16 protein-coding genes are annotated in these 20,508 nt (G+C 70.9%); 11 read left to right on the top strand and 5 right to left on the bottom strand.

Annotated features, from left to right (window positions below; translation table 11 throughout):
* The first annotated feature begins 6 nt into the window (after positions 1-6).
* Positions 7-918, top strand: coding sequence for an ABC transporter ATP-binding protein (locus tag OG900_13505; GenBank protein WUH91017.1), 912 nt, complete (start codon positions 7-9; stop codon positions 916-918).
* On the top strand, positions 915-1,529 hold the full coding sequence (locus OG900_13500; protein ID WUH91016.1) for an ABC-2 transporter permease: 615 nt from the start codon (positions 915-917) through the stop codon (positions 1,527-1,529). Before OG900_13505 ends, OG900_13500 begins: the two co-directional genes overlap by 4 nt.
* Here OG900_13500 and OG900_13495 read toward each other — a convergent pair.
* Together OG900_13495 and OG900_13490 are read right to left on the bottom strand one after the other, a co-directional pair.
* The gene (locus OG900_13495) at positions 1,503-2,138 is read right to left on the bottom strand and encodes a hypothetical protein (GenBank protein ID WUH91015.1); all 636 of its coding nucleotides are present in this window, start codon (positions 2,136-2,138) and stop codon (positions 1,503-1,505) included. The genes OG900_13500 and OG900_13495 overlap by 27 nt on opposite strands.
* A 40-nt stretch (positions 2,139-2,178) precedes the next feature.
* Positions 2,179-3,417 (bottom strand): MFS transporter, encoded by a 1,239-nt coding sequence (locus OG900_13490; protein ID WUH91014.1) that lies wholly within the window; start codon positions 3,415-3,417, stop codon positions 2,179-2,181.
* Between the two features lie 670 nt (positions 3,418-4,087).
* Between OG900_13490 and OG900_13485 the strand changes: the two genes are divergently transcribed.
* The 3 genes from OG900_13485 (at position 4,088) to OG900_13475 (ending at position 11,130) form a co-directional block, all read left to right on the top strand.
* Positions 4,088-10,162, top strand: coding sequence for a phospholipase A2 (locus OG900_13485; GenBank protein WUH91013.1), 6,075 nt, complete (start codon positions 4,088-4,090; stop codon positions 10,160-10,162).
* A 174-nt stretch (positions 10,163-10,336) separates the two neighbouring features.
* The gene (locus OG900_13480; GenBank protein WUH91012.1) at positions 10,337-10,927 is read left to right on the top strand and encodes a hypothetical protein; all 591 of its coding nucleotides are present in this window, start codon (positions 10,337-10,339) and stop codon (positions 10,925-10,927) included.
* A gap of 68 nt (positions 10,928-10,995) precedes the next feature.
* Positions 10,996-11,130: an RICIN domain-containing protein gene (locus OG900_13475; protein ID WUH91011.1), complete on the top strand. Its 135-nt coding sequence runs from the start codon at positions 10,996-10,998 to the stop codon at positions 11,128-11,130.
* A 19-nt stretch (positions 11,131-11,149) separates the two neighbouring features.
* Here OG900_13475 and OG900_13470 read toward each other — a convergent pair whose 3' ends face one another.
* Positions 11,150-11,395 (bottom strand): DUF397 domain-containing protein, encoded by a 246-nt coding sequence (locus OG900_13470; protein ID WUH91010.1) that lies wholly within the window; start codon positions 11,393-11,395, stop codon positions 11,150-11,152.
* Positions 11,392-12,243 (bottom strand): helix-turn-helix domain-containing protein, encoded by an 852-nt coding sequence (locus OG900_13465; protein WUH91009.1) that lies wholly within the window; start codon positions 12,241-12,243, stop codon positions 11,392-11,394. Before OG900_13465 ends, OG900_13470 begins: the two co-directional genes overlap by 4 nt.
* Before the next feature lie 158 nt (positions 12,244-12,401).
* On the opposite strand from OG900_13465, the gene OG900_13460 reads away from it, so the two are divergent.
* Complete coding sequence (locus OG900_13460) at positions 12,402-12,869, top strand: ATP-binding protein (protein WUH91008.1); 468 nt, start codon at positions 12,402-12,404, stop codon at positions 12,867-12,869.
* The gene (locus OG900_13455; GenBank protein ID WUH91007.1) at positions 12,869-14,104 is read left to right on the top strand and encodes a tetratricopeptide repeat protein; all 1,236 of its coding nucleotides are present in this window, start codon (positions 12,869-12,871) and stop codon (positions 14,102-14,104) included. Before OG900_13460 ends, OG900_13455 begins: the two co-directional genes overlap by 1 nt.
* A gap of 258 nt (positions 14,105-14,362) precedes the next feature.
* Here the strand turns inward: OG900_13455 and OG900_13450 are convergent, their stop codons facing one another.
* Entirely contained in the window at positions 14,363-15,244 is an 882-nt protein-coding gene (locus OG900_13450) for an SDR family oxidoreductase (protein ID WUH91006.1), read from the bottom strand.
* Between the two features lie 162 nt (positions 15,245-15,406).
* Between OG900_13450 and OG900_13445 the strand changes: the two genes are divergently transcribed.
* The 4 genes from OG900_13445 to araB all read left to right on the top strand — a co-directional run bounded on the left by OG900_13445 (position 15,407) and on the right by araB (position 20,445).
* Positions 15,407-16,036 carry a TetR/AcrR family transcriptional regulator gene (locus OG900_13445; protein WUH91005.1) on the top strand — a complete coding sequence of 210 codons (630 nt, stop codon included), beginning with the start codon at positions 15,407-15,409 and terminating at the stop codon, positions 16,034-16,036.
* Positions 16,037-16,245: 209 nt separating this feature from the next.
* Positions 16,246-17,418 carry a DUF5954 family protein gene (locus OG900_13440; GenBank protein ID WUH91004.1) on the top strand — a complete coding sequence of 391 codons (1,173 nt, stop codon included), beginning with the start codon at positions 16,246-16,248 and terminating at the stop codon, positions 17,416-17,418.
* A gap of 222 nt (positions 17,419-17,640) precedes the next feature.
* Positions 17,641-18,696 (top strand): LacI family DNA-binding transcriptional regulator, encoded by a 1,056-nt coding sequence (locus tag OG900_13435; protein WUH91003.1) that lies wholly within the window; start codon positions 17,641-17,643, stop codon positions 18,694-18,696.
* Between the two features lie 87 nt (positions 18,697-18,783).
* A complete protein-coding gene (gene araB, locus OG900_13430; protein ID WUH91002.1) occupies positions 18,784-20,445 on the top strand; it encodes a ribulokinase in 1,662 nt (553 codons plus the stop codon).
* The last annotated feature ends 63 nt before the right edge of the window (positions 20,446-20,508 follow it).

Below are 20,508 nucleotides of genomic sequence, written 5' to 3'. Positions count from 1 at the left end.
CGGCCGGTGAGCGGCGATCTGGCCTTCGCCCTGCGGGGCGTGGGCGCGGCGGCGGGCGACACCTTCGCCCTGCGCGATGTGAGCTTCGAGCTGCCGACCGGCTACGTGATGGGGCTCATCGGCGCGAACGGGGCGGGCAAGACCACGGCGATCCGCTGCCTGCTGGGCATGCGCGGGATCGACACCGGCGAGATCGAGCTGCTCGGCCACCGGGTGCCGGGACCGGTCGCGCTGCGCCAGGACGTCGGAGTGGTGCTCGACCACACCTACCTGGTGGGCGACTGGCGGCTGACCGAGGTCGAACGCACGCTGCGCCCCTTCTACGACCGCTGGGACAGCGCGCGCTACCGGCTGCTGCTGGACGAATTCGGCCTGGACGCGCGGGCGAAGGTCAAGGACCTGTCCCGCGGCATGGCGATGAAGCTGATGATCGCGGTGGCCCTCTCGCACCGGGCGCGGTTGCTGGTACTCGACGAGCCGACCAGCGGCCTGGACCCCGTCGCCCGCGACGAACTCGCCGGCATCATCGGGGACTTCCTGCAGGACGAGGACCACAGCGTGCTCTTCTCCACGCACATCACCTCCGACCTGGACCGCATCGGCGACTACGTCACCCTCATCCACGACGGCCGCGTCGTGCGGACCGGCCCCAAGGACGACATCCTGGCCGCCTACCGCGTCGTACGCGGCGGCCCCGACGACCTGACCGACCTCGTCGGTGTCGAACTGATCGGCCCCCGGCGGACACCGGCCGGCGTGGAAGCCCTCGTCAGCACCGAGGAGGCCGGACTCCTCGGCGCGCGGGTGCTCATCGAGGCGCCCACCCTGGAGGAGATCGCCGTGCACGTCGGATCGCGCCCGAAGCACCCGGCGCGGCCCGCGGGCGACGGCGTCGACCGGCGCGGGGCCGCCGCATGAGCGCCGTCGCCCGCGTGGCCGTGCTGCACCTGCGCACCGTCGCGCCCTACAAGGCGCAGGGCCTGATGGTGTTCGCCCTGCTGGTCGCGGTCCTCTCCCGCAATCCCGTCGGGCTCGTGCCCGCCCTCGCGCTGCTGCTCACCCCGCTGATCGCCGTCCACCCCTTCGTGGTCGCCGACAAGGCGGGCCTCGGCACCCTCTACGCCGTCCTGCCGCTGTCCCGCCGCACGGTCGTCCTCGGCCACTACGCCTGGGCCCTCGGCAGCTTCCTCGCCACCGTCGCCGCCGGCACCGCACCGGCCCTCCTCCTCGCCCGGGGCGAGGGCGCCCCCCTCGACGGCCGCACCCTGGTGACGCTGCTGACCGTGTCCTGGGCGCTTTTCGCCGTCAACATCGCGATCCAGCTCCCGCTGCTGATCCGCTTCGGATACGCCCGCAGCAGCGTCCTTGGCACCAACATGCCGGTGGCGCTGATCATGCTGGCCGTCTACCGGCTGCATCTGTCCCTGTCGTCGGTCCAGGTCTGGCTGCCCCTCCTGTGGGCGGCCGGGGCGGCCGCCGTCGCCACGTCCGCGGCTCTGACCTCACGGACACCGGGCGCACGGGCCTGACGTGCGGTGGGGCGGACGAACGCAGCTTTCTCGCCAGCTGTCGTAGGCAGGCGGGGGCTGGTCGGGCCGGGCGGGGACGGCGTCCACGTCGGTGCGTGCGGTCAGGGCGTCGATCGCCGTGGCGCTCGCGCCGATGCCCGCCCAGTGCGGGTCGACGTCGCTGGTGAAGCACCAGCGGTGGTCGGCGGGCCAGGCGAAGGCGGGCGGCGGGCAGGGGCGCCCGCCGCCGAAGTGGCCTTCCCATGCGGCGATTTCGCCCAGGGCGCCGGCGAAGAGCACGTAGCGCCGGTGCGGCAGCTCGACCAGGGGGCCGCGCAGCAGGTCCGGGGCGAGGAAGGACCCTTCGTAGCCCTCCCACACGCAGAAGAAGCAGGGCTCGGCGCCGTCGCCCAGTGCCAGCAGCACGGTCCGCGACTGCTCGATCTCGGACGGGTGGTCGTCGGGCAGCACGGCGTCGGCCTCGGACATCCCGGGTCCGGCCGGGTCCGGGATGAAGCGCAGCCGCGCGTAGGCCGGGAAACCGGCGGGGCCGAAGGTGATGAGGCGCATCGGGTCCGCGTCCGCGGCGGTGAGCCAGGACGCGGCCGAGAGATCCGTCAGGCGGTGCAAGTCGACCTCCTCGCGGGCGAGTCTGGCATACGGATACGCCTCAGGTCGTCGTTGGCGCCGGCTCCGGACCGGTCACCCGCGGTGTGCGCAGCAGGCGTAGGCCGGCCACGGCCTGGAGGGTCATCGCGGCGGCGGCCGTAGCGGCGATGGCGAAGCCGCCGCGTGCCCCGAGGGCGTCGATCGCCCACCCGGCGACCGCCGCGGCGGCGGCCGAGCCCGCCTGGCTCGCCGAACCGAGCCAGGAGAAGGCCTGGGTCAGGACGGACCGGTGGACGGCGGACTCGGCGAGCACGGGGAAGAGGACGAGGAGGGGCGAGACCGTGGCCCCGGTCACGACCACGGCCAGGCCGAGCGCCAGCGGTGAGCCGACCATGAGCAGCAGCACGGTCCCGAACGTCAACACTCCTGTCGCCAAGAGCAGTTGGACCGGGGGAGCGGCGCGCCACCGGCGCAGCCCGTAGAGCCAGCCGGCCAGCAGGCCGCTGCAACTGGTCACGGCGAAGATCGGGACGGCGGCACCCGGCGCACCGTGCTCGACCACGAAGGCGGTCACCGACACCTGCATGGCGCCGAAGAAGACGCCGATGGCGAGGTTGAGGCCCATCAGCACGAAGACCGGGCCGCGCAGCAGCGACCGTTCCCGGTGCGCGTGCGGGCCGCTGTCGGCCGTCGTGGCAGGCGGGGGCGCGGTGCCGCGCTGGGCCGCGAAGACCAGGCCGCCGCCGACCGTGAGGGTGGCGGCCAGCAGTGTCCCGAGCACGGGGTGTCCGGCGGCGGCCAGCGCGCTGACGACCGTTGGGCCGACGAGGTAGCCCACCGCATTGCCCATGGACTCCAGGGCGAAGGCGGTGGGCAGTTCGGCCGCCCGGTCGGTACGCAGCAGCGCCGCCCAGCGTGCGGCGGACAGCCCGGCGAGCTGCGGAAAGCTCGCCCCGACCAGCGCACCGCCGAGGGCCAGCAGCGGGTCGGGCGCGTCGGCGGCGACCAGCGCCACCAGGACGCCCACCGCCGCCCCGTGCCCGAGCAGCGCGGGCGGCAGCACTCGTGTCTGCCCGAACCGGTCCATGAGCCGGGCCACTTGGGGCGCCGCGAGCGCGTCGGTCACCGCGAACGCACCGCTGACCAGGCCCGCCGAGGCGAAGGAGCCGGTGTGGCTGTGCACGAGCCAGACGATGCTGAGGCTGGTCATCGCGAGGCCGACGCGTCCGAGCGACGCGGGGAGGAAGAAAGCCGCGGCCCCAGGGGTACGCAGCAGGGCGCGGTAGTTCGCCGAGAGCACGGCGAGTCCATTCCGCTGCCCGGCGGGACGGCATCCCGTGGGCCGTCGGTGCCCTGATGAACCGACCCGGGATCGCCGCCTGGAACCGTCCAGTGGTGGCGCGGAGAGGGGGCACGCCCCCGCACCGACTCCATCACCGGGCAGAATTCTCGATCTGTTGGTGGTGGTGCTGGTGAATCGCGCCCATTGTCACCGCCGGGGCCGGCGGTGTCCACTTGATGCGGACGCTGCACCTCCGCCTCAGTCCCGCAGCCGGGGCCGTGTCGTTCCTCACGCCCACGCGATGTTTGAGGCGCGGCAAACGAGACTCGGCCATCGGCGCGTATGGACTAATCACTTTATGTGGGCCTTACGTAACTTAGCGGAATCGGTGCTTCATTTACCCATCCCATGCTCTTTTTTTACTTATGAGAACGGGGCCTTTTGTCCTGTTCCCCTGGAGTGGCGGCCGTGTGACGATCCCTCGGTTGCTGAGCCGCAAGGGACAAGCCCGCGGCTCAGTTCTCATGAGGAGTGGCTAGTGCGGACACATTGGGGGGGTGCTCGGCGTTCCGCGTCGAGCAGTCCGAGAAAGTCGTATTCGCCGCCGGGGCTGCGCCGGGTGTCGGTGCTGGCCGTGATGGCACTGGCGGTGGGGGCGGCGTCCGTGGCGGGGGACACGGGAGTGGCTTTGGCCGCGCCCCGTTCGGCGCCGGAGAGCACCGACGCGCCGGCGCCGTCGTACGGTCCGGCGCAGGCGCAGGACCTGCCGTCGGCGCGGCTGATGGCGCGGCTCCAGCACCGCCGGATCGAGGTGCTGGGCGAGCGGACGGACGCGTCGCAGACGTTCGTGAACGCCGACGGGACGTTGACGTACACGGCCTACGCGGAGCCGAAGTGGACGCTGCGCGGCGGGTCGTGGGTCGACCTGGACGCCACGCTGCGCTCGGGCGCCGACGGCGGTGTGGCGCCGGTGGCGTCGGAGAGCGGCCTGGTGCTGTCGGGCGGTGGCGCGGGGGCGCTGGCGTCGATGACGGTCGACGGCAGGAAGGTGGTGCTGACCTGGCCGTCGCGGCTTCCCGTACCGACGCTTTCCGGGGCGACGGCGACCTACGAGAACGTCCTGGACGGGGTGGACCTCCAGGTCACCGCCGGGTCCACCGGCGGGGTGGAGGAGACGCTCGTGGTCAGGACCGCCGCGGCGGCCGTCGACCCCGCGCTGTCGGACCTGGCGCAGGGCCTCGCCACCAGCGACGGGGCGACCGCGGCGACGGACGCGGGCGGCAACCTGACAGTGAAGGACGGCAGCGGCCGTTTGCTGGTCAATTCCCCGGCGCCCGTGATGTGGGACTCCGCCACCGGCTCCGCGAGCAGTTCCCCAGCCGCGTCCGGCGAGACGAGCGCCACCGCGACCGATGACGTCAAGCAGGCCCAGGCCCAGTCCGGCGCCGCCACCCGCTCGACGGCGAAGGGCCCGGGCTTGAACGCCCACCAGGCGCGGGTGCAGATGACGCTGTCCGGCCACAAGCTGCATCTGGCCGCGGACCAGGCGTTGCTGTCGGCGAAGACCACGGTCTTCCCGGTCTACATCGATCCGGCCTATGTGCCGCATCCGGCCAGTGGCAGCACGATGCACTGGGACCAGGTGCAGCAGGGCTACCCGACGACGTCGAATTACGACACGACGCCCGAGGGGGGCAACGGGGTCGGCTACCAGGGCTTCTCCTCGCCGACGGGCATCGAGCGCACCTACTACCAGGTGGGCATTCCGTCGGCGATCTGGGGCGGGCAGGTACTGAGCGCCTCCATGAAGCTCACCGAGAGCAAGTCGTCCAGTTGCGGGACCACGGCCTACGGTGTGCAGGCGTGGTCGTCCAACGGGATCGGTGCCTCGACGACGTGGAGCAACGCGCCGGCGAAGGTGACGCAGCAGGACTCGGTGAACTTCGGCCCGGCCTGCACCTCCACCCCCAGCGGGAACTTCGACTTCCTCAACCAGGTCACCAACGCTGCGGCCAACCACTGGGCGAATATCACCTTCGTGATGGTCAACAGCAGCGAGACCAACGACGTCCAGCTCAAGCGGTTCTCCAGCGCCGCGTCGCTGTCGATCACCTACGACTCCCCGCCGGGCACCCCGTTCGGCCTGGCGGTCTCGCCGAGCCCGTATCTCGGTGGCGCTCTGGCGACGGTGACCAGCAGCGGTACCCCTACTCTCGCTGCCAGTTCCCACGACCCCGACTCCGACACGGTGCGCCTGGACTTCCAGGTGCTGGCCGGGACCACGGTGAAGGCGTCCGGCAGTTCGCCGTTCGTCAACTCCAGCCTCGTCACGGGTGCCGGCGGATCGTGGAAACCGACGACAGCCCTGGCCGACGGCGCCTACACCTGGAAGGTCCGCGCCTACGACGGCAAGGCCTACTCGGGCTGGACCACGGCACAGCCGCTGACCGTCGACACCCACGCCCCGGGGACCACGTCGGTGGTTTCCTCGGCCTTCCCCGCCGGTGCCTGGTCCGGCACGGCGGACGCGAACGGCAACTTCTCCGGCGCCTTCACCTTCACCCCGCCGACCACGGACGTAACAGGGGTCTGGTACAAGCTCGATGGATCTTTCGGGTCCACCCTCGCCACCACCGGCGCACCGGTCACCTCCACCCTCAACTTCCGGGCGGGCCAGCACACCCTCAACCTCCACACGGTGGACGCCGCCGGAAACAGCTCGGCCAACACGGCCTACGTCTTCTACGCGGGCTCCGGAGCGGCCCTGCTGACTCCTGCCCAGGGCGACCGGCCCGCGCGGCGGGTGGGCCTGACCGGCCAGGGCAAGTCCACTGACACCGGGGTGACGTACCAGTACCGGATCGGTGAGACCGACACCTGGCACAACGTGCCGACCGCCGACGCCGCCGTCCGCTCCTCCGGCGCGCCCGTCGCGTCGTGGCCGCTGGCCGCTCCCGGGGGCCTACCGGCGGCTTTGACGTGGAACATCACCGACAGCCTCGCCCAGGACGGCCCGGTCGACGTCCGAGCGGTCTTCACCGACGGCACCGCCACCGACAACTCGCCCGCCAACAGCGTCACCGTCGACCGCAACGCCGACACGGCAGCGGGCGAGCCTGTCGGACCCGGCACCGTCAACCTCGTCACCGGCGACTACGCCCTCGTCGGCCGCGACGCTGCCGCCTTCTCCCAGACCTTCTCCCGCACGGCCTCCTCGGCGCACCCGGACGCCGGCGGTACGCAGGACGGCCAGGCCTCGATCTTCGGTCCCCAGTGGCTGGCCGACGCCAGCGCGGCCACCAACAGCACGAACTGGTCCTTCCTTCGGCGGACCTCGACCACCTCTGTCGCCGTGGTCGACAGCGCCGGTGCGGAAACCGGCTTCACCGCCGTCGTCGGCGGCGGCTGGCAGGCGGAGCCCGGCGCCGGGGACCTCGCCCTGACAGGCTCACCCACCGGTTCGTTCACCCTCACCGACGGCGGCGGCGTCACCACCACCTTCAGCAAGGTGGCTGCGGGCGGCACCACATGGCAGGTCGCCTCCAGCACCGACCCGGTCGGCAACGCCACCACCACCGTGGTGTGGGAGAGCGTCACCTCCGGGACGAAGATCCTGGCACGACCGAAGTACGTCATCGCCGCCACCAGTGCTGTCAGCGCCACGGCCTGTGCCAGTACGCCCGCGACGCGGGGGTGCCGCGTTCTGCAGTACGACTACGCGGCCACGACCACGGCGACCGGCGCCGGATTCGGTGACTTCTCCGGGCAGGTCAGCCAACTCGTCGTATGGGCGACGAATCCCGGCGCCACCACGGCCACCGCGACGGCCGTGGCACAGTACGCGTACGACGACGCCGGACGACTGCGGCAAGTATGGGATCCACGGATCAGCCCCGCGCTCAAGACCAGCTACGGCTACGACAGCGACGGCCGGGTCATCACCCTGACGCCTCCCGGTGAACTGCCGTGGGCCTTCACCTACGGCAAAGCGGGCAGCGCGGCCACCGCGAGCGGCGGGATGCTCCTTGCCGCCTCCCGTTCCGCCTTGCAGGCGGGGACTCCCAGCACCGTCAACGGCACGGCGACCACCCGGGTGGTCTACTCCGTACCTCTGAGCGGCACCGCCGCGCCGTACCCGATGGACACCACTACGGTGGCGACCTGGGGACAGGCACCGGCCCCCGACCAGGCCGCCGCCCTCTTCCCCGCCGGCACCTCACCCGGTTCCAACGACGGAGCCGCCCTGGCCGCCGGCGACTACGACGGTGCCGCTGTCTTCTATCTGGACGGCAACGGGCGCCTGGTCAACACCGCGCTGCCCGGAGGCGCGATCGACGCGACCGCGTACGACCGGTTCGGCAACACCACGCGCACGCTGACGGCCGCCAACCGAGCCCTGGCACTCGGCCAGGGGGCCGGTGCCGCTGCCCGACTGTCCGAACTCGGACTGTCCGACGCGAGCACCGCCGACCGTGCGCAGGCGCTGAGCGACACCACCACCTACGGTGCTGACGGCTCACAGGAGATGGAGAGCCTCGGCTCGCTCAACACCGTCGTCCTCGGCAACCCTGTCGCCGCCGACGGCTCTCTGCCGGCGCTGCCGGCGGGATCCGCGGTCGCCGCCCGCACGCGCACGGTGGTCAGCGTCAGCACCGACACCGCCGCGGGCACCGTGACGACCACGTCGACCAGCAGTGCCGCCATTCCCGGATACACCGCGGCGGCCGACAGCCAGACCACTGTCGAGGTCGACGACCTGGCCACGGGCCAAGGCCTCAAGTCCTCCACCGGCACGCTGCTGACGACCACCGCGTACAGCGCCAACACCCACCTGCCGATCTCGCACTCCGGCAGCGCGTCCAACGGCTCCGACGCCTCCACCTACCTGACCACGTACTACACGGCCACCGGAACCGGAACCTGCGGCGGCCATCCCGAGTGGGCCGACTGGACGTGCCAGAGTGTGCCGGCAGCCCCAGCCACCGGCAGCAACGGCAACCCGACGCAGTTGCCGACCACCACCTACACCTACAACCGCTACGGCGACCCGGCTGTCACGACCGTCACGGCAAACGGCTCCACGCGCACCACCACCGACAACTACGACTCCGCCGGACGCGCCACCAGCACCTCCGTGACCGCCGATCTCGGCAGTGCCGTCGCGACGCGGACCACCGGTTACGACGCGTCGACAGGCCGTCAGACCAGCGTCACCGCCGACGGGCAGAGCACCTCCACCGTCTACGACCAACTGGGCCGAGTCCTCACCTTCGCCGACGCCACCGGCGCCGTCACCACCAACAGCTACGACATCCTCGACCGGGTCACCCGGCGCGACACTCCCGTCGGCTACCTGAGCTACGGCTACGACAGCCACGGCAGGGCGACCCAGGTCACTGACAGCGTCGCCGGCACTTTCGGCGTGAGCTACGACGACGACGGCCAGGTCATCGGCCAGACGCTGCCCGGCGGCATCACCATGACGCAGACCTGGAACACCGACGGAACCGCGTCCTCACGCAGCTACGACCTGAACGGCACCACACTGCTGTCCGATCAGACGGGCAACACCGTCCGTGGCGACACCGCCGAGGACAGCGCCCTCTCCGACATCGTCCGCAGTTACAACCCGGCCGGGCTGCTGACCGACGCCACCGTGCGAGGCGCTGACGGCGACTGCACCGCTTACCACTTCACCCTCAACGCCAACGGCAGTCGGCTGACCGAAGGTTCAGCGACATCAGCCGACGGCGCACCCTGCCCGACCACGATCACCCAGACGGGGACACACACCTACGACTCGGCCGGCCGGATCGTCGACGCCGGATACGCCTACGACAATCTCGACCAGCTCACCGCAACCCCCGACGGACTGAGCCAGACCTACTTCGCCGAGGGGACCCTGGCCTCACAGACCCTGGCAACCGGTCGGCAGACGTGGACGCTGGACCCGCAGGGACGCAACCTCACGGCTACGGTGCAGTCCCATGCCTCCGGCGCCTGGACCACCACCGCCACCAATACCTTTCACTACTCCGCCGACGGTGACGACGCCGTCGCGTGGAGCGCCGACGCGTCCGGCGATGTCATCAGGACCCTCCAAGCTGACGCGGGTGACCTCGACGGCATCGCAACCGTCAACGGCACAGCTGTGACACTGAACCTCGGAACAGCTTCCGGCGCCACGGTCCAGTTCGACGTCAGCAGCCAGGCCGTCACCGTGATCGACACCGCCGGCAGCGACCTGAGCCAGACCGCCACCAATCCCATCGACGCCGTCGGCATCCAGGTCGCGGGAACATCCACCCAACTGACAGCCTGCCCCGGTTGCACCGGGACCGGCCTCACCATCGAGCCGATGTCCCGCCCTTCCGAGGGCGGAGGCATGACAGTGGCGCAGGAGACCGACTACTGGCTGCTCCACGTCTCCCTGGAGACCTTCCTCTCCGCGCGGAGCGACAAACTCGGCAAGTCGCGAGGAATCGTGTGGGACAGCGACGGATGCTCGAACCCGTACTCGTACATCTACAGCCGGAACAGCCCAGGTGGCTACCACTTCCTGCACGCCTGCCAGCGCCACGACTTCGGCTACCGCAACTACAAGAAGCAGCGCCGGTTCACCAAGGCAGGCAAGGCAAGGATCGACAACAACTTCCACAAGGACATGAACCACATCTGCAGCAAGGCGTTCCTCGGCGGTCATCCGTGGTGCCAGATGTGGGCCAACATCTACTACCAGGCGGTAAAGCGCTACGGCCATTGACCGCCGAGGGGCGGTAGCCACACGGCGGAGCGAGCCATGAGGGAGTCCGGGCGGCGGGACATCGGTCCTGCCGCCCGGACTCCCGCAGCCATTGAGTATCCGTACTCATGCGCGTGCGACGGGTGCGGGTCACCATGAGAACTCAACGATCAGCCGACCGGAGGGCCGCAGGACATGCGGAAGACCACCGTCCCATTCGCGACTCGCGGTTCACGGTTCACGGCGCTGGCTGCCACGGGTCTCGCCGTGCTGGTCCTCAACGCCTGCGCCGGCAGCGACCCGGGTGCCTCAGCCGCCGATTGGCGGCGCTCCCACGTTGCCGTCGACCGCTCCCTCCTGCGGACGGTCAACTGGCCGGGAACCAAGGTGAGCAGGGTCGAAGGGGACGCGCACGGATTCCGTACGGTGCTGAAATTCCCCGGTGACGACTCCGACATGGGTGCCATCGCGCTCGTGGTACCGGCGGGAACCAGCCCCTGCGCGGCAGTGCCCTATCTGATATCGGACACCGGCGGATACCACCCGGACCCCAGCACCTACGGCGGCACCGATTTCGCACCAGCCACCTGCACGCCGGCCGGCACAGGGGCATGGCGCTTCGTCTCCCACCCGCACGAGGGCGACCCCTGGACAGGCTACGCCGAGCGCCGCGACGGGGTCATGCTGGTCCTGACGACCTACGACGACTGGACCGACCCGGACTTCAAAGCCATCGCGGCGACCATGCACCCCCTTGATGACCAGCAGCTCGGCGCCATGCTGTAGGTGCGACCCGGGTGTCGTGGCCGCACGTGGACGGGTGCCCCCGGCCCCCGGCCCGGGAGGTGCCCCGGGTGGCCGGTGGCGGCTGGGGGATCACGAACCTGGACAGCGGCAAGTGCTTGGACGCGCAGTGGAGCCACAGCAACAGCACCACGCTGGTGCGGTACGACTGCTACGCCGGTGCTACGCAGCAGTGGCACGGCTGAGCACCGTGCCCTGCCGGGATCAGAGCGCGCTGGCGTAGGCGATGAAGGTCGACCACTCGGTGGGGGAGAAGGCCAGCTGGGGGCCTTCCTTGTCCTTGGAGTCGCGGACGTGGACGACCTCGGGGCACGTCGCGACCTCGACGCAGTCGTCGCCCTGGCCGCTGCTGTGGCTGGACTTGTGCCAGGAGAGGGCGACCTCGATGCAGTTGTCACCGGAGCTGCCGCTGTAGCTGCTCTTGAACCAGGCCAGTTCGGGGGTGCTCATAGCTCTCCTCGCAGTCGCAACAGCAGGCTCCTGGACTCCTCGGGGGTGAGGGCCTGCGAGCGCAGTTTTGCATACCGCTGTTGGAGCACGCTGACGACTTTGGCATCGGAGATGAGCTGGCCGGTCTCCTGGCCCTCGCCATAGGCGAACCACCGGTTCTCGGGAGTCTCCTGCAACACGACAGGTCCGTCGAGTCCAGGATGTACGCCGCTGGTCAAGGGCAGGATCTGGATCTCGACGTTCCGCCGCTCGCCGACCTCAAGCACATGCTCGATCAGCTCTAGCGTGATCTCGCGCCCGCCCGTCCGGCGGAGAAACAGGTGCTCATCGAGTACGAAACTGAACGCCGTGTTCGGGCGTTCCCGGAGCAGTTGCTGTCGCTTGGCACGCGCCGCCCATTGATCCTCGATCTCCTCGTCGCTCAGCGGCGGCAGACGCCTCTCGAACAACGCGCGAGCGTACGCCTCCGTCTGGAGGAGGCCCGGGATCACGCGGCACTCGTACGTGCACAAGGTGATTGCCGTCTTCTCCTTCTTCGCCCACTGGCGGAACCAGGTGGCCAACCCCGGGCTGCGGGCAATGTGCCGTACCGCGTTCCGCAACGCCCCCGTGTTGCCGAGCAACGGCTCGGCCCGCTCCACGAAGTCCGGGTCCGGCATGCGGCGGCCGACCTCGATCGAGGTCACCGTGTGTTTGGACAGGCCGACGAGGCCGCCGAACTCCTCCCGGCTCAAGCCGGCGTGCTCGCGTAAGGCCTGGACGAACGCGCCGAACGTCCGCAAACTGTCGGAGGGCTCGGGCTCGCCGCCCGCGCCCGTACCGCCGCCGCCCGTACCGTTGGCCGTCATCGGCCACCTCCCGCGCACTCGCCCTGGGTGTTACTACCGCCGTAGTACATGCTCACCCTCGGTGATGTGTACTGTCCACCCTTGGTGTGTGTACGCTCGCGCAGCGTACAAAGCGCGGTGCTGGCAGGAGGGTGTTCGCGCAGGTCAGATTGGGCAGCATGACAACTCCTGCCACCCAGCAACTGCCGTGTGCCGAGGGTGAGTTCCGCCAGCAGTTCAGTTCCACTCGGCGTGGTGCCCGGCTCGCGCGGCACCTGGCGCTGCACCAGTTGAGCACCTGGGGAATCCCGTACGGGACCTCCGCCTTCGACGCCGCCGAGACGGTCGTGGCCGAGTTGGCGGCCAACGCCGTGACCCATGGCTGCGTGTCCGGGCGGGACTTCGAGCTGCGGCTCGTGCTCCGCCGGGCGACGCTGCGTATCGAGGTCTCCGACACCCGGACCGAACGCCGTCCCCCCGGCCCCGGCGACCTGGCACCGCCCGGGGCGCTCGCGGAGTCCGGGCGGGGACTGCTGCTGGTCGAGGCGGTGGCGGACCGCTGGGCGGTGCTCGACCGCGACCCGGTCGGCAAGACCGTCAGGGCCGAACTCGACCTGCCCGCGCGCCTGGACGGAGGCCGCGCCTGATGCCCGAGCCCGACTCGGCCCTGCGCCGCCGTATCGACACCTTCCTGCGCACCGCTGACGCGGCCATGGTCTGGCTCTCTCCCGCCGAGCGGCGCCTGACCCTCGACGGGTCCGACTCGACCCCGAGGGCCTTCGCCGACTGCGACAGCGCGGCCGACTGGTCGGAGCGCGAACAGCACACCTTCGACCCCCTCGTCCGTGAGGCCGTGTCCGGTGGACTCGACCGGCTCGCCTGGCAGTTGGCCGAGACTGTGTGGCATGCCTGGCCGCGGTCCACCTCCCGCGCCGACTGGGTGAACATCGGCCGGGTCGGCTTGGCGGCGGCCGAGCGCGAGGGCGACACGGGCGGCCGGATACGGCTGCTGATCAGCCTGGGCACGGCCTATCGCGCCGCGAACCGGCTGGACGACGGCCTGCGCAGCCTCGCACGGGCGCTTGAACTCTGCCGGGACTCGGGCAACGCCCTGGACGAGGCCCATGCCCTCAACCTCATCGGCCTGCTCCACCTGCGCGCACGCCGGTTGGACAGCGCCACCTCGTGCTTCGACTCGGCACTGGCCACCTTCCGCGAGCTGGGTGAGGAGCACTGGACGGCTGTCGTGCTGTCCAACATCGCCTCGACCTGCCTGAACGCGGGCCCGGCGGCCGACGCGCGCGAAGCGGTCGAGCAGGCACTCACCGCCCACCGGGCGCTCGGCAACAGGCAGAGCGAGGGCAACGCCCTGCGGATCGCGGCCGCGATGCACATCGAGTGCGGCGAACCCGACGAAGCCGAACAGGCCGTGCGCGACGCCCTGGTGATCGCGGCGGACCTCCGCGACCGCACCCTGGAGGCGTACTGGCTGATCACCCTCGGCGACGTCCAGCGCGTCACGGCCGCGTACGGCGACGCCCTGATCGCCTACCAGCGTTCTGCCGACCTCCACCGCCGCTTGGGCGACCGCCACCGCGAGGCCCTCGCCTGGCGAGGCGCCGGCCTGACGTACGAAGCCCTCGACCGCCTCACCGAGGCCGCCGCCTTCCACCGCCGCGCCGCCGCCGTGCACGCCGACCTGGGCGACGCCTGGGAACACGCCCTCGACCTCGCCCACTTGGCTGATGCCCTCCACTCCCGCGACCCCGAACCGGCCCGCACCCACTGGACCCAGTCCCTCGCCTGCCTCACCCCCTTCACCGACCCCCGCGCCGACGCGGTCCGCGCCCGCATCGAGCACCACCTCGCCCGGACCCGCTGACGGCAACGGCCGATTCCGCCCCCGCTCCCGTACCGCCACTCCGGGGAGCGTGGCCACGCACAATCTGTGGCATCAGGATCGCTGGGAGGCAGCCATGGCCCGCGCGCGGGAGGAGCCCTCCGTGCCCGAGTTGGACACGAGGTCCATCCTCCATGGACGTCGGGGCCGGAGATCACGCGACCGAGTCACCGCACTCGAACTGGCGCCCAAAGGGATCGCTGCGGACGACGGCTTCTCGCGCCTGCTGTCTGTAGTCGGTCAGAGGAAGTAGTGGCCTTGTTCGATGTCCTCGATGAGGCCGGGGTGGATGGGCTTCCATCCCAGGAGTTGCTGGGTGATGGTGCTGGAGGCGGGCATGTCGGTGCTGAGGAGGCGCACGAGCATCCCGCTGAACTCCTCGGCGGGCAGAGAGTGCGCGGGTAGGTCAAGGTGTCGGCCGATGGCTTCGGCGATCTCGCGGACCGGCACGCCGTCGTCGCCGACGGCGTTGAGGACGGAGCCGGCGGGTGCCTGCTCGACGGCCAGTCGGTAGAGGGTCGCGGCGTCCTTGACGTGGACGGCGGGCCAGCGGCTGGTGCCGTCGCCGATGTAGCCGCAGACGCCCTTGGTCCGGGCCGTGGCGATGAGTTGGGGGACGAAGCCGTGACGCTCCCCCTCGCCGTGGACCGAGCGGGGCAGCATGACCAGGGAGGTGCGCACGCCCGTTTCTGCAGCTGCGAGCGCTGCCCGCATGGTGGCGACGCGGGCGGCGACGGGTCCTGCCGCGACGAGTTCGTCGTGCTCGGTCGCGGGCCGGCCGGGTGTCACGAGCGTGGCGCCGGAGATCACCAGGGGCTTGCCGGAGCCGGCGAGGGCGGCGGCGAACGTCTCGACGGCCTTGGCGTCCGTCCGCGTCGCGGCCTCGCTCATGCTGGGAGTGACGAAGGCCAGGTGGATGACGCCGTCGCTGCCCAGGGCGCCCGCGCGCAGCACATCGGTGTCGTTCAGGTCGCCGCGCAGCACCTCCGCTCCCCTCGCGGCGACCGTATGCGCGGAGGCGTCCGAGCGGGCCAGGCCGAGGACCTGGTGCCCGGTGTTGACGAGTTCGGGGACGACGGCTGAGCCGATCCAGCCGGAAGCACCGGTGACGAAGATACGCATGAAACGGACTCCTTGGTGACGGCGCGGCCGAGGACGCGCAGCTCGGATTCGCTCGCGGGAGAATGATGCGACCCTGTTGCATCAACGGTACCGCAGTCATGCGACTGAGTCGCATGATTCGGCGGGATGATGCGACCTGGTCGCTTCGCATAGACTCCGACGGTGAGCAGATGGGCACCGGACGCACGTGAGCGCCTGGAGAGCGCGGCGTTGGACCTGTTCGTGGAGAACGGGTTCGACGAGACGACCGTCGCGCAGATCGCGGATCGCGCCGGCTTGAACCGCGCCACGTTCTTCCGCCACTTCACCGACAAGCGCGAGGTCCTGTTCGGCGGCGAGGACGTACTGGCCGGCCTGTTCGCCGACGGCATCCGCGCCGCTGCCGCGGACGCGACGCTCGCGCAGTGCCTGCGGGCGGCGTTCGCGGCCACCGACCCGGTCATGACCCCGCAGCGGCGGGCCAAGGCCGTCCAGCGCAGGCGGGTGGTCGCGGCCAACAGCGACCTGCAGGAGCGGGGACTGCTCAAGCACGCCCGCATCGCCGCGTCGATCAGTACCGCCCTGCGCGAACGCGGCACGGACGAGCTGACCGCCCGACTGGGCGCGGAAGTGGCGATGCTCGCCTTCGCCATCGCCGCCGAGCGCTGGATGAAGGCGGACGGCGACGAACCCTTCCCGCCCCTCGCCCAAGCAGCCCTGGGCGACCTTCAGGTGCGCGCCGCCGAGCTCGACACCCGACCCCGCCCCTCCAGCGGCCCGCCGCCGAACGGGCGGCGAGCCAACCGCACATGAGGATCGACGAGCCGATCGCGGAACTGCGGGACGGCGTACGGGCCCGTACCGAGGGGCAGTCGGCGGGCTGAGACACCCTGGCAGGGGTGGCGCGGGGCCCCGTGAGGCGGGTGCCGCGGGGCGGAAGTGGCCCTCGGGGCGCGGTCGACGGTGTGACCGGGTCGGGCAATATGGCCCCGCCAGACCGCTCGGTCGGGCACAGTCTGTGTATGAGCGGTTACGAGGATGACGTCCCCGCCTATCTGACGGTACGGATGACGCAGCAGGAAGGGCCGATCGCGGCCTTCGCCGATCAGGAGGCGTGGCAGGCCAGGGAGCGGTATCCGATGCTGCACGGGGCCGGGCTCGCCGAGTTCTTCTGGGCGCGGGAGTTGGAGACCGGGGGCTGGGAGCTGTCGGGATCCGGGGCCTGCTGGCCGCAGCACGCCCGCGATTCGCTCGGGTCGCACTTCCGGCGGCGGGCGGAGAAGGCCGAGGACGCGGGGGACGCGGGGGACGCGGCGGGCACGAGGAGGTGGATGGCGGCGGCGCTGCGGATGGACCGGGCGGTCGTGGACGAAGTCCGGGTGCTGGGGGAGCGGTTCAGGATCGTGCGGGCCTCGCACTTCATCCGCTCCGGCCGGGCCGGACCCGAACCGCCGCGCCCCTCCGACCCCGACCCGGCGGAGCCCGGCGAGGCCCACCAGGTGCGGTCGCGCACCAAGGGCTTCGTGGTGGACCCGCACACCGGCACCGGGCTGTCCGAGGGCATCCTGAAGCTCGACCTGCTGCCGCTGGTGACGGTCATGGCGGGGGCGCCCGACGGGATCAACGACGACGCCCGGCGGGCCGTCCGCCGCCATCCCGGCGGTGTGCTGCTGCCCGCGGCCTTCCTCGTCTCCGACCGGGTGGACGGGAAATGGGGCTTCCACGACCCCGGTTCGACCTTCTCCACGCCACAGGGCGCCCGCGACGCGCTCGCCTGCTGGCTGCGGGTGTCGGGCCCGTTCGACCTGCGGCTCGGCGAGGAGAAGCGGGCGCAGTACGCGGCCGCCGCCGACCGGCTGGACGAGCGGCGCGGCAACGCGGTGAGCGTCGACGGCCACCGCTTCCGGGTGACCCGGGTGGAGCGGCTGATCCGCATCGGCCCGGACGGCCCCGAGCGGCCGCGCCCCTCGGACTACGACCCCGAGCCGCCGGTCGAGATCCAGACCAGGCAGTTGCGCGAGAAGGGCGTCATCGACGAGGAGGGCAACGAGTTGAACCCGCGCGAACCCGACGCGCGCGCAATGGAGTTGACGCGGCTGTGGCGGGATGAGGAGGCCAGGCGGCTCGCCGCGAAGTCCCGCCGGAAGCGGGACGGCGGGGCTACGGACGGTCGGTCGCCCCGTTCCCCGCGGTGAGGCGCACCGCCTGGCGCGGACGACCGCGCGCGCAACCCGCAACCGGCCGGTGGTCCGGGGCGGACCGGGCAGCCCCTCTCGGTCTGTGGCGGCCCGCGCGCGGGTGGTGGGGAGGGGATCGGAGCCCCGCGGGCAGGTGGTGGAGGGTGTGCCCCCGGAGTGGATGGTCTTGACTGAGTGGGCTGTGAGCGCTAACAATGGTCGTTCACGGATCGGAGACCCATGTCGCAGACAGGAGCCCACCCCCGCCGGGCCCCCACGATGGCGGACGTCGCCCAGTTGGCAGGCGTGTCGCATCAGACCGTCTCGCGTGTCCTGAGCAACCATCCCAACGTCCGTGACACCACGCGCGCCGAGGTGCAGCGGGCCATCGAGCAGCTCGGCTACCGGCGGAATTCCTCGGCCAGGGCGCTGGTGACCCGGCGCACCCTGACGCTGGGGGTGGTGGCGTGCAATCCGACGCTGTTCGGCCCGGCCAGCACCTTGTTCGGGCTGGAGGAAGCCGCCCGCGACGAGGGCTACATGGTCTCGGCGGTCACTTTGCGGCGGTACACGGCGAAGGCGCTGGAGGAGGCCATCGACCACCTCAGCGACTGGGGCGTCGAGGGCATCGTCGTGATAGTGCCGCACCGCGAGGCGGTTGTGGCGCTGGCCGAGCTGCGGCTGCCCTTCCCGGTCGTGACCGTCGAGGGCGGGCACTCGCTGCCCATAGCGGGTGTGTCGGTCGACCAGGAGCTGGGTGCGCGGCTGGCGACCAGCCATCTGCTGGGAGCCGGGCACCGTACGGTGTGGCATGTCGCGGGACCGCCGGACTGGCTGGAGGCCGAGGCCCGGGTCAAGGGATGGCGGGACACCCTGGCGGAGGCGGGCGCCGAGGTGCCGCCGCCGCTGGTGGGGGACTGGACGCCGCTGTCGGGCTACCGCGCCGGCCAGGAGCTGGCGGGGCGCGTCGCGGCGGGTTCGGCCCGCAGGACGTCCGCGGAGGTCACCGCGGTCTTCGTGGCCAACGACCAGATGGCGCTGGGGATGATGCGGGCCTTCCGCGAGGCCGGGCTGTCGGTACCCGGGCAGGTCGCGATCGCCGGGTTCGACGACATCCCCGAGGCCGAGTTCTTCGCCCCGCCGCTGACGACCGTCCGGCAGGACTTCGGTGCGGTCGGGCAAGCCAGTATCCGCCTGCTCGTCTCCCAGTTGGAGTCCGGTTCGACCAGCCGTGACGGTGAGCGCGTGGTGATCGAACCCCGGCTGATCGTCCGGCGCAGCAGCACGGGGTCCTGAAGCCCGGTCCGCCGCGGGGCGGACCGCACGAAGGTTCCGGCACGCCACGGGCGTCGCCGGGACCTCCTGCATATCTGGAGATCACATATGACCACCCATTCGCCCGCGGTGACCGTGGGTGTGGATTTCGGGACCTTGTCCGGGCGTGCGTTGGTTGTCGCGGTCGAGGACGGGGCTGAGTTGGGTAGTGCGGTGCATGAGTACACCCATGGTGTGGTGGAGGGTGTGCTGCCTGGTGGTGGGGGGGTGTTGCCGCCGGATTGGGCTTTGCAGGTGCCGCAGGACTGGCGTGATGTGTTGCGTTTCGCGGTGCCGCGGGCGTTGGCGGCGGCGGGGGTGCGGGCGGAGCAGGTGGTGGGGATCGCGACGGATTTCACTGCTTGTACGGTGTTGCCGGTGTTGGCGGATGGTACGCCGTTGAGTGAGGTGGCGGAGTTCGCGGGGCGTGCGCATGCGTTTGCGAAGTTGTGGCGGCATCATGCGGCGCAGCCGGAGGCGGACGATATCGTGGCGGCGGCTGTGGGGTCGGGGCAGGGGTGGCTGGCTCGTTATGGGGGGAAGATTTCCAGTGAGTGGCAGTTCGCGAAGGCGTTGCAGGTGCTGCGGGAGGATCCGGGGGTTTATGCGGCGGCTGAGCGGTGGATCGAGGCGGCCGACTGGATCGTGTGGGAGTTGACGGGCGCGGAGAATCGTAATCTGTGTACGGCGGGTTACAAGGGGATTCATCAGGACGGTGTTTATCCGGATGCGGAGTTCCTTGCGTCGTTGCATCCGGATTTCGCGGATTTCACGAAGAAGCTGGATTTTCCGTTGTCGCAGTTGGGTTCGCCCGCGGGGGTGTTGAGTGCGCGGGCGGCGGCGTTGACGGGGTTGCGTGAGGGGACGGTCGTGGCGGTGGGCAATGTGGATGCTCATGTCACGAGTGCGGCGGCGCGGGCGTTGGAGCCGGGTCACATGTTGGCGATCATGGGGACGTCGACGTGTCACATCATGAATTCCGATGTGCTGGCCGAGGTGCCGGGTATGTGCGGGGTGGTGCGGGACGGTGTGGTGCCGGGGTTGTGGGGTTATGAGGCGGGGCAGAGCGGGGTGGGGGACATCCTGGCGTGGGCGGTGCGTACGGCGGCGCCGCACGGGTATGTGGCCGAGGCGCGGCGTGAGGGTGTGTCGGTGCATGAGCTGTTGACGCGCAGGGCGGCGTCGCAGCCGGTGGGGGGGCATGGGCTGGTGGCGTTGGACTGGCACAGCGGGAATCGTTCGGTGCTGGTCGACCACCATCTGTCGGGTTTGATCGTGGGGTTGACGTTGGACACCCGGCCGGAGGACATCTATCGGGCGCTGGTCGAGGCGACGGCGTTCGGGACGCGTACGATCATCGAGGCGTTCGAGGGGTCGGGGGTGGCGGTGGGGGAGTTCACCGCGGCCGGGGGGCTGCTGAAGAACACCTTTTTGATGCAGACCTACAGTGATGTGCTGAACCGCCCGGTGAATGTGCTGGCCTCGGAGCAGGGGCCGGCGTTGGGGGCTGCGATCCATGCGGCGGTCGCGGCGGGGGTGTATCCGGACATTCGTACGGCTTCGGCGGCGATGGGGCGGATCGAGCGGGCCGTTTATGTCCCGGATCCGGAGCGGGCGGCCGCCTACGACGGGCTCTATGCCGAGTACCGGACTCTGCACGACTATTTCGGCCGTGGCGGCAATGACGTCATGCACCGGCTCCGCGCCTTGCGTACTGCGCGGGCGGCGTGAGGCGGGGTCGTCGGGGGGTGGTTGCCGGTGATCGCTCCTTCCGGGCGGCCGCTCTTGTTGTTA

It is taken from the genome of Streptomyces sp. NBC_00433, from assembly GCA_036015235.1.
Classification (GTDB): domain Bacteria; phylum Actinomycetota; class Actinomycetes; order Streptomycetales; family Streptomycetaceae; genus Actinacidiphila.
The sequence above is the reverse complement of the archived record's forward strand: the minus strand, read 5'-3'. Positions and strand labels throughout refer to the sequence as shown.

What these genes read in the sequence shown, in the direction of transcription:
- OG900_13455 (WUH91007.1), top strand. Translation starts at nt 12,869, where the DNA reads ATGCCCGAGCCCGACTCGGCCCTGCGCCGCCGTATCGACACCTTCCTG.
- araB (WUH91002.1), top strand. Translation starts at nt 18,784, where the DNA reads ATGACCACCCATTCGCCCGCGGTGACCGTGGGTGTGGATTTCGGGACC.
- OG900_13500 (WUH91016.1), top strand. Translation starts at nt 915, where the DNA reads ATGAGCGCCGTCGCCCGCGTGGCCGTGCTGCACCTGCGCACCGTCGCG.
- OG900_13460 (WUH91008.1), top strand. Translation starts at nt 12,402, where the DNA reads ATGACAACTCCTGCCACCCAGCAACTGCCGTGTGCCGAGGGTGAGTTC.
- OG900_13440 (WUH91004.1), top strand. Translation starts at nt 16,246, where the DNA reads ATGAGCGGTTACGAGGATGACGTCCCCGCCTATCTGACGGTACGGATG.
- OG900_13435 (WUH91003.1), top strand. Translation starts at nt 17,641, where the DNA reads ATGTCGCAGACAGGAGCCCACCCCCGCCGGGCCCCCACGATGGCGGAC.
- OG900_13465 (WUH91009.1), bottom strand. Translation starts at nt 12,243, where the DNA reads ATGACGGCCAACGGTACGGGCGGCGGCGGTACGGGCGCGGGCGGCGAG.
- OG900_13470 (WUH91010.1), bottom strand. Translation starts at nt 11,395, where the DNA reads ATGAGCACCCCCGAACTGGCCTGGTTCAAGAGCAGCTACAGCGGCAGC.
- OG900_13450 (WUH91006.1), bottom strand. Translation starts at nt 15,244, where the DNA reads ATGCGTATCTTCGTCACCGGTGCTTCCGGCTGGATCGGCTCAGCCGTC.
- OG900_13480 (WUH91012.1), top strand. Translation starts at nt 10,337, where the DNA reads ATGCGGAAGACCACCGTCCCATTCGCGACTCGCGGTTCACGGTTCACG.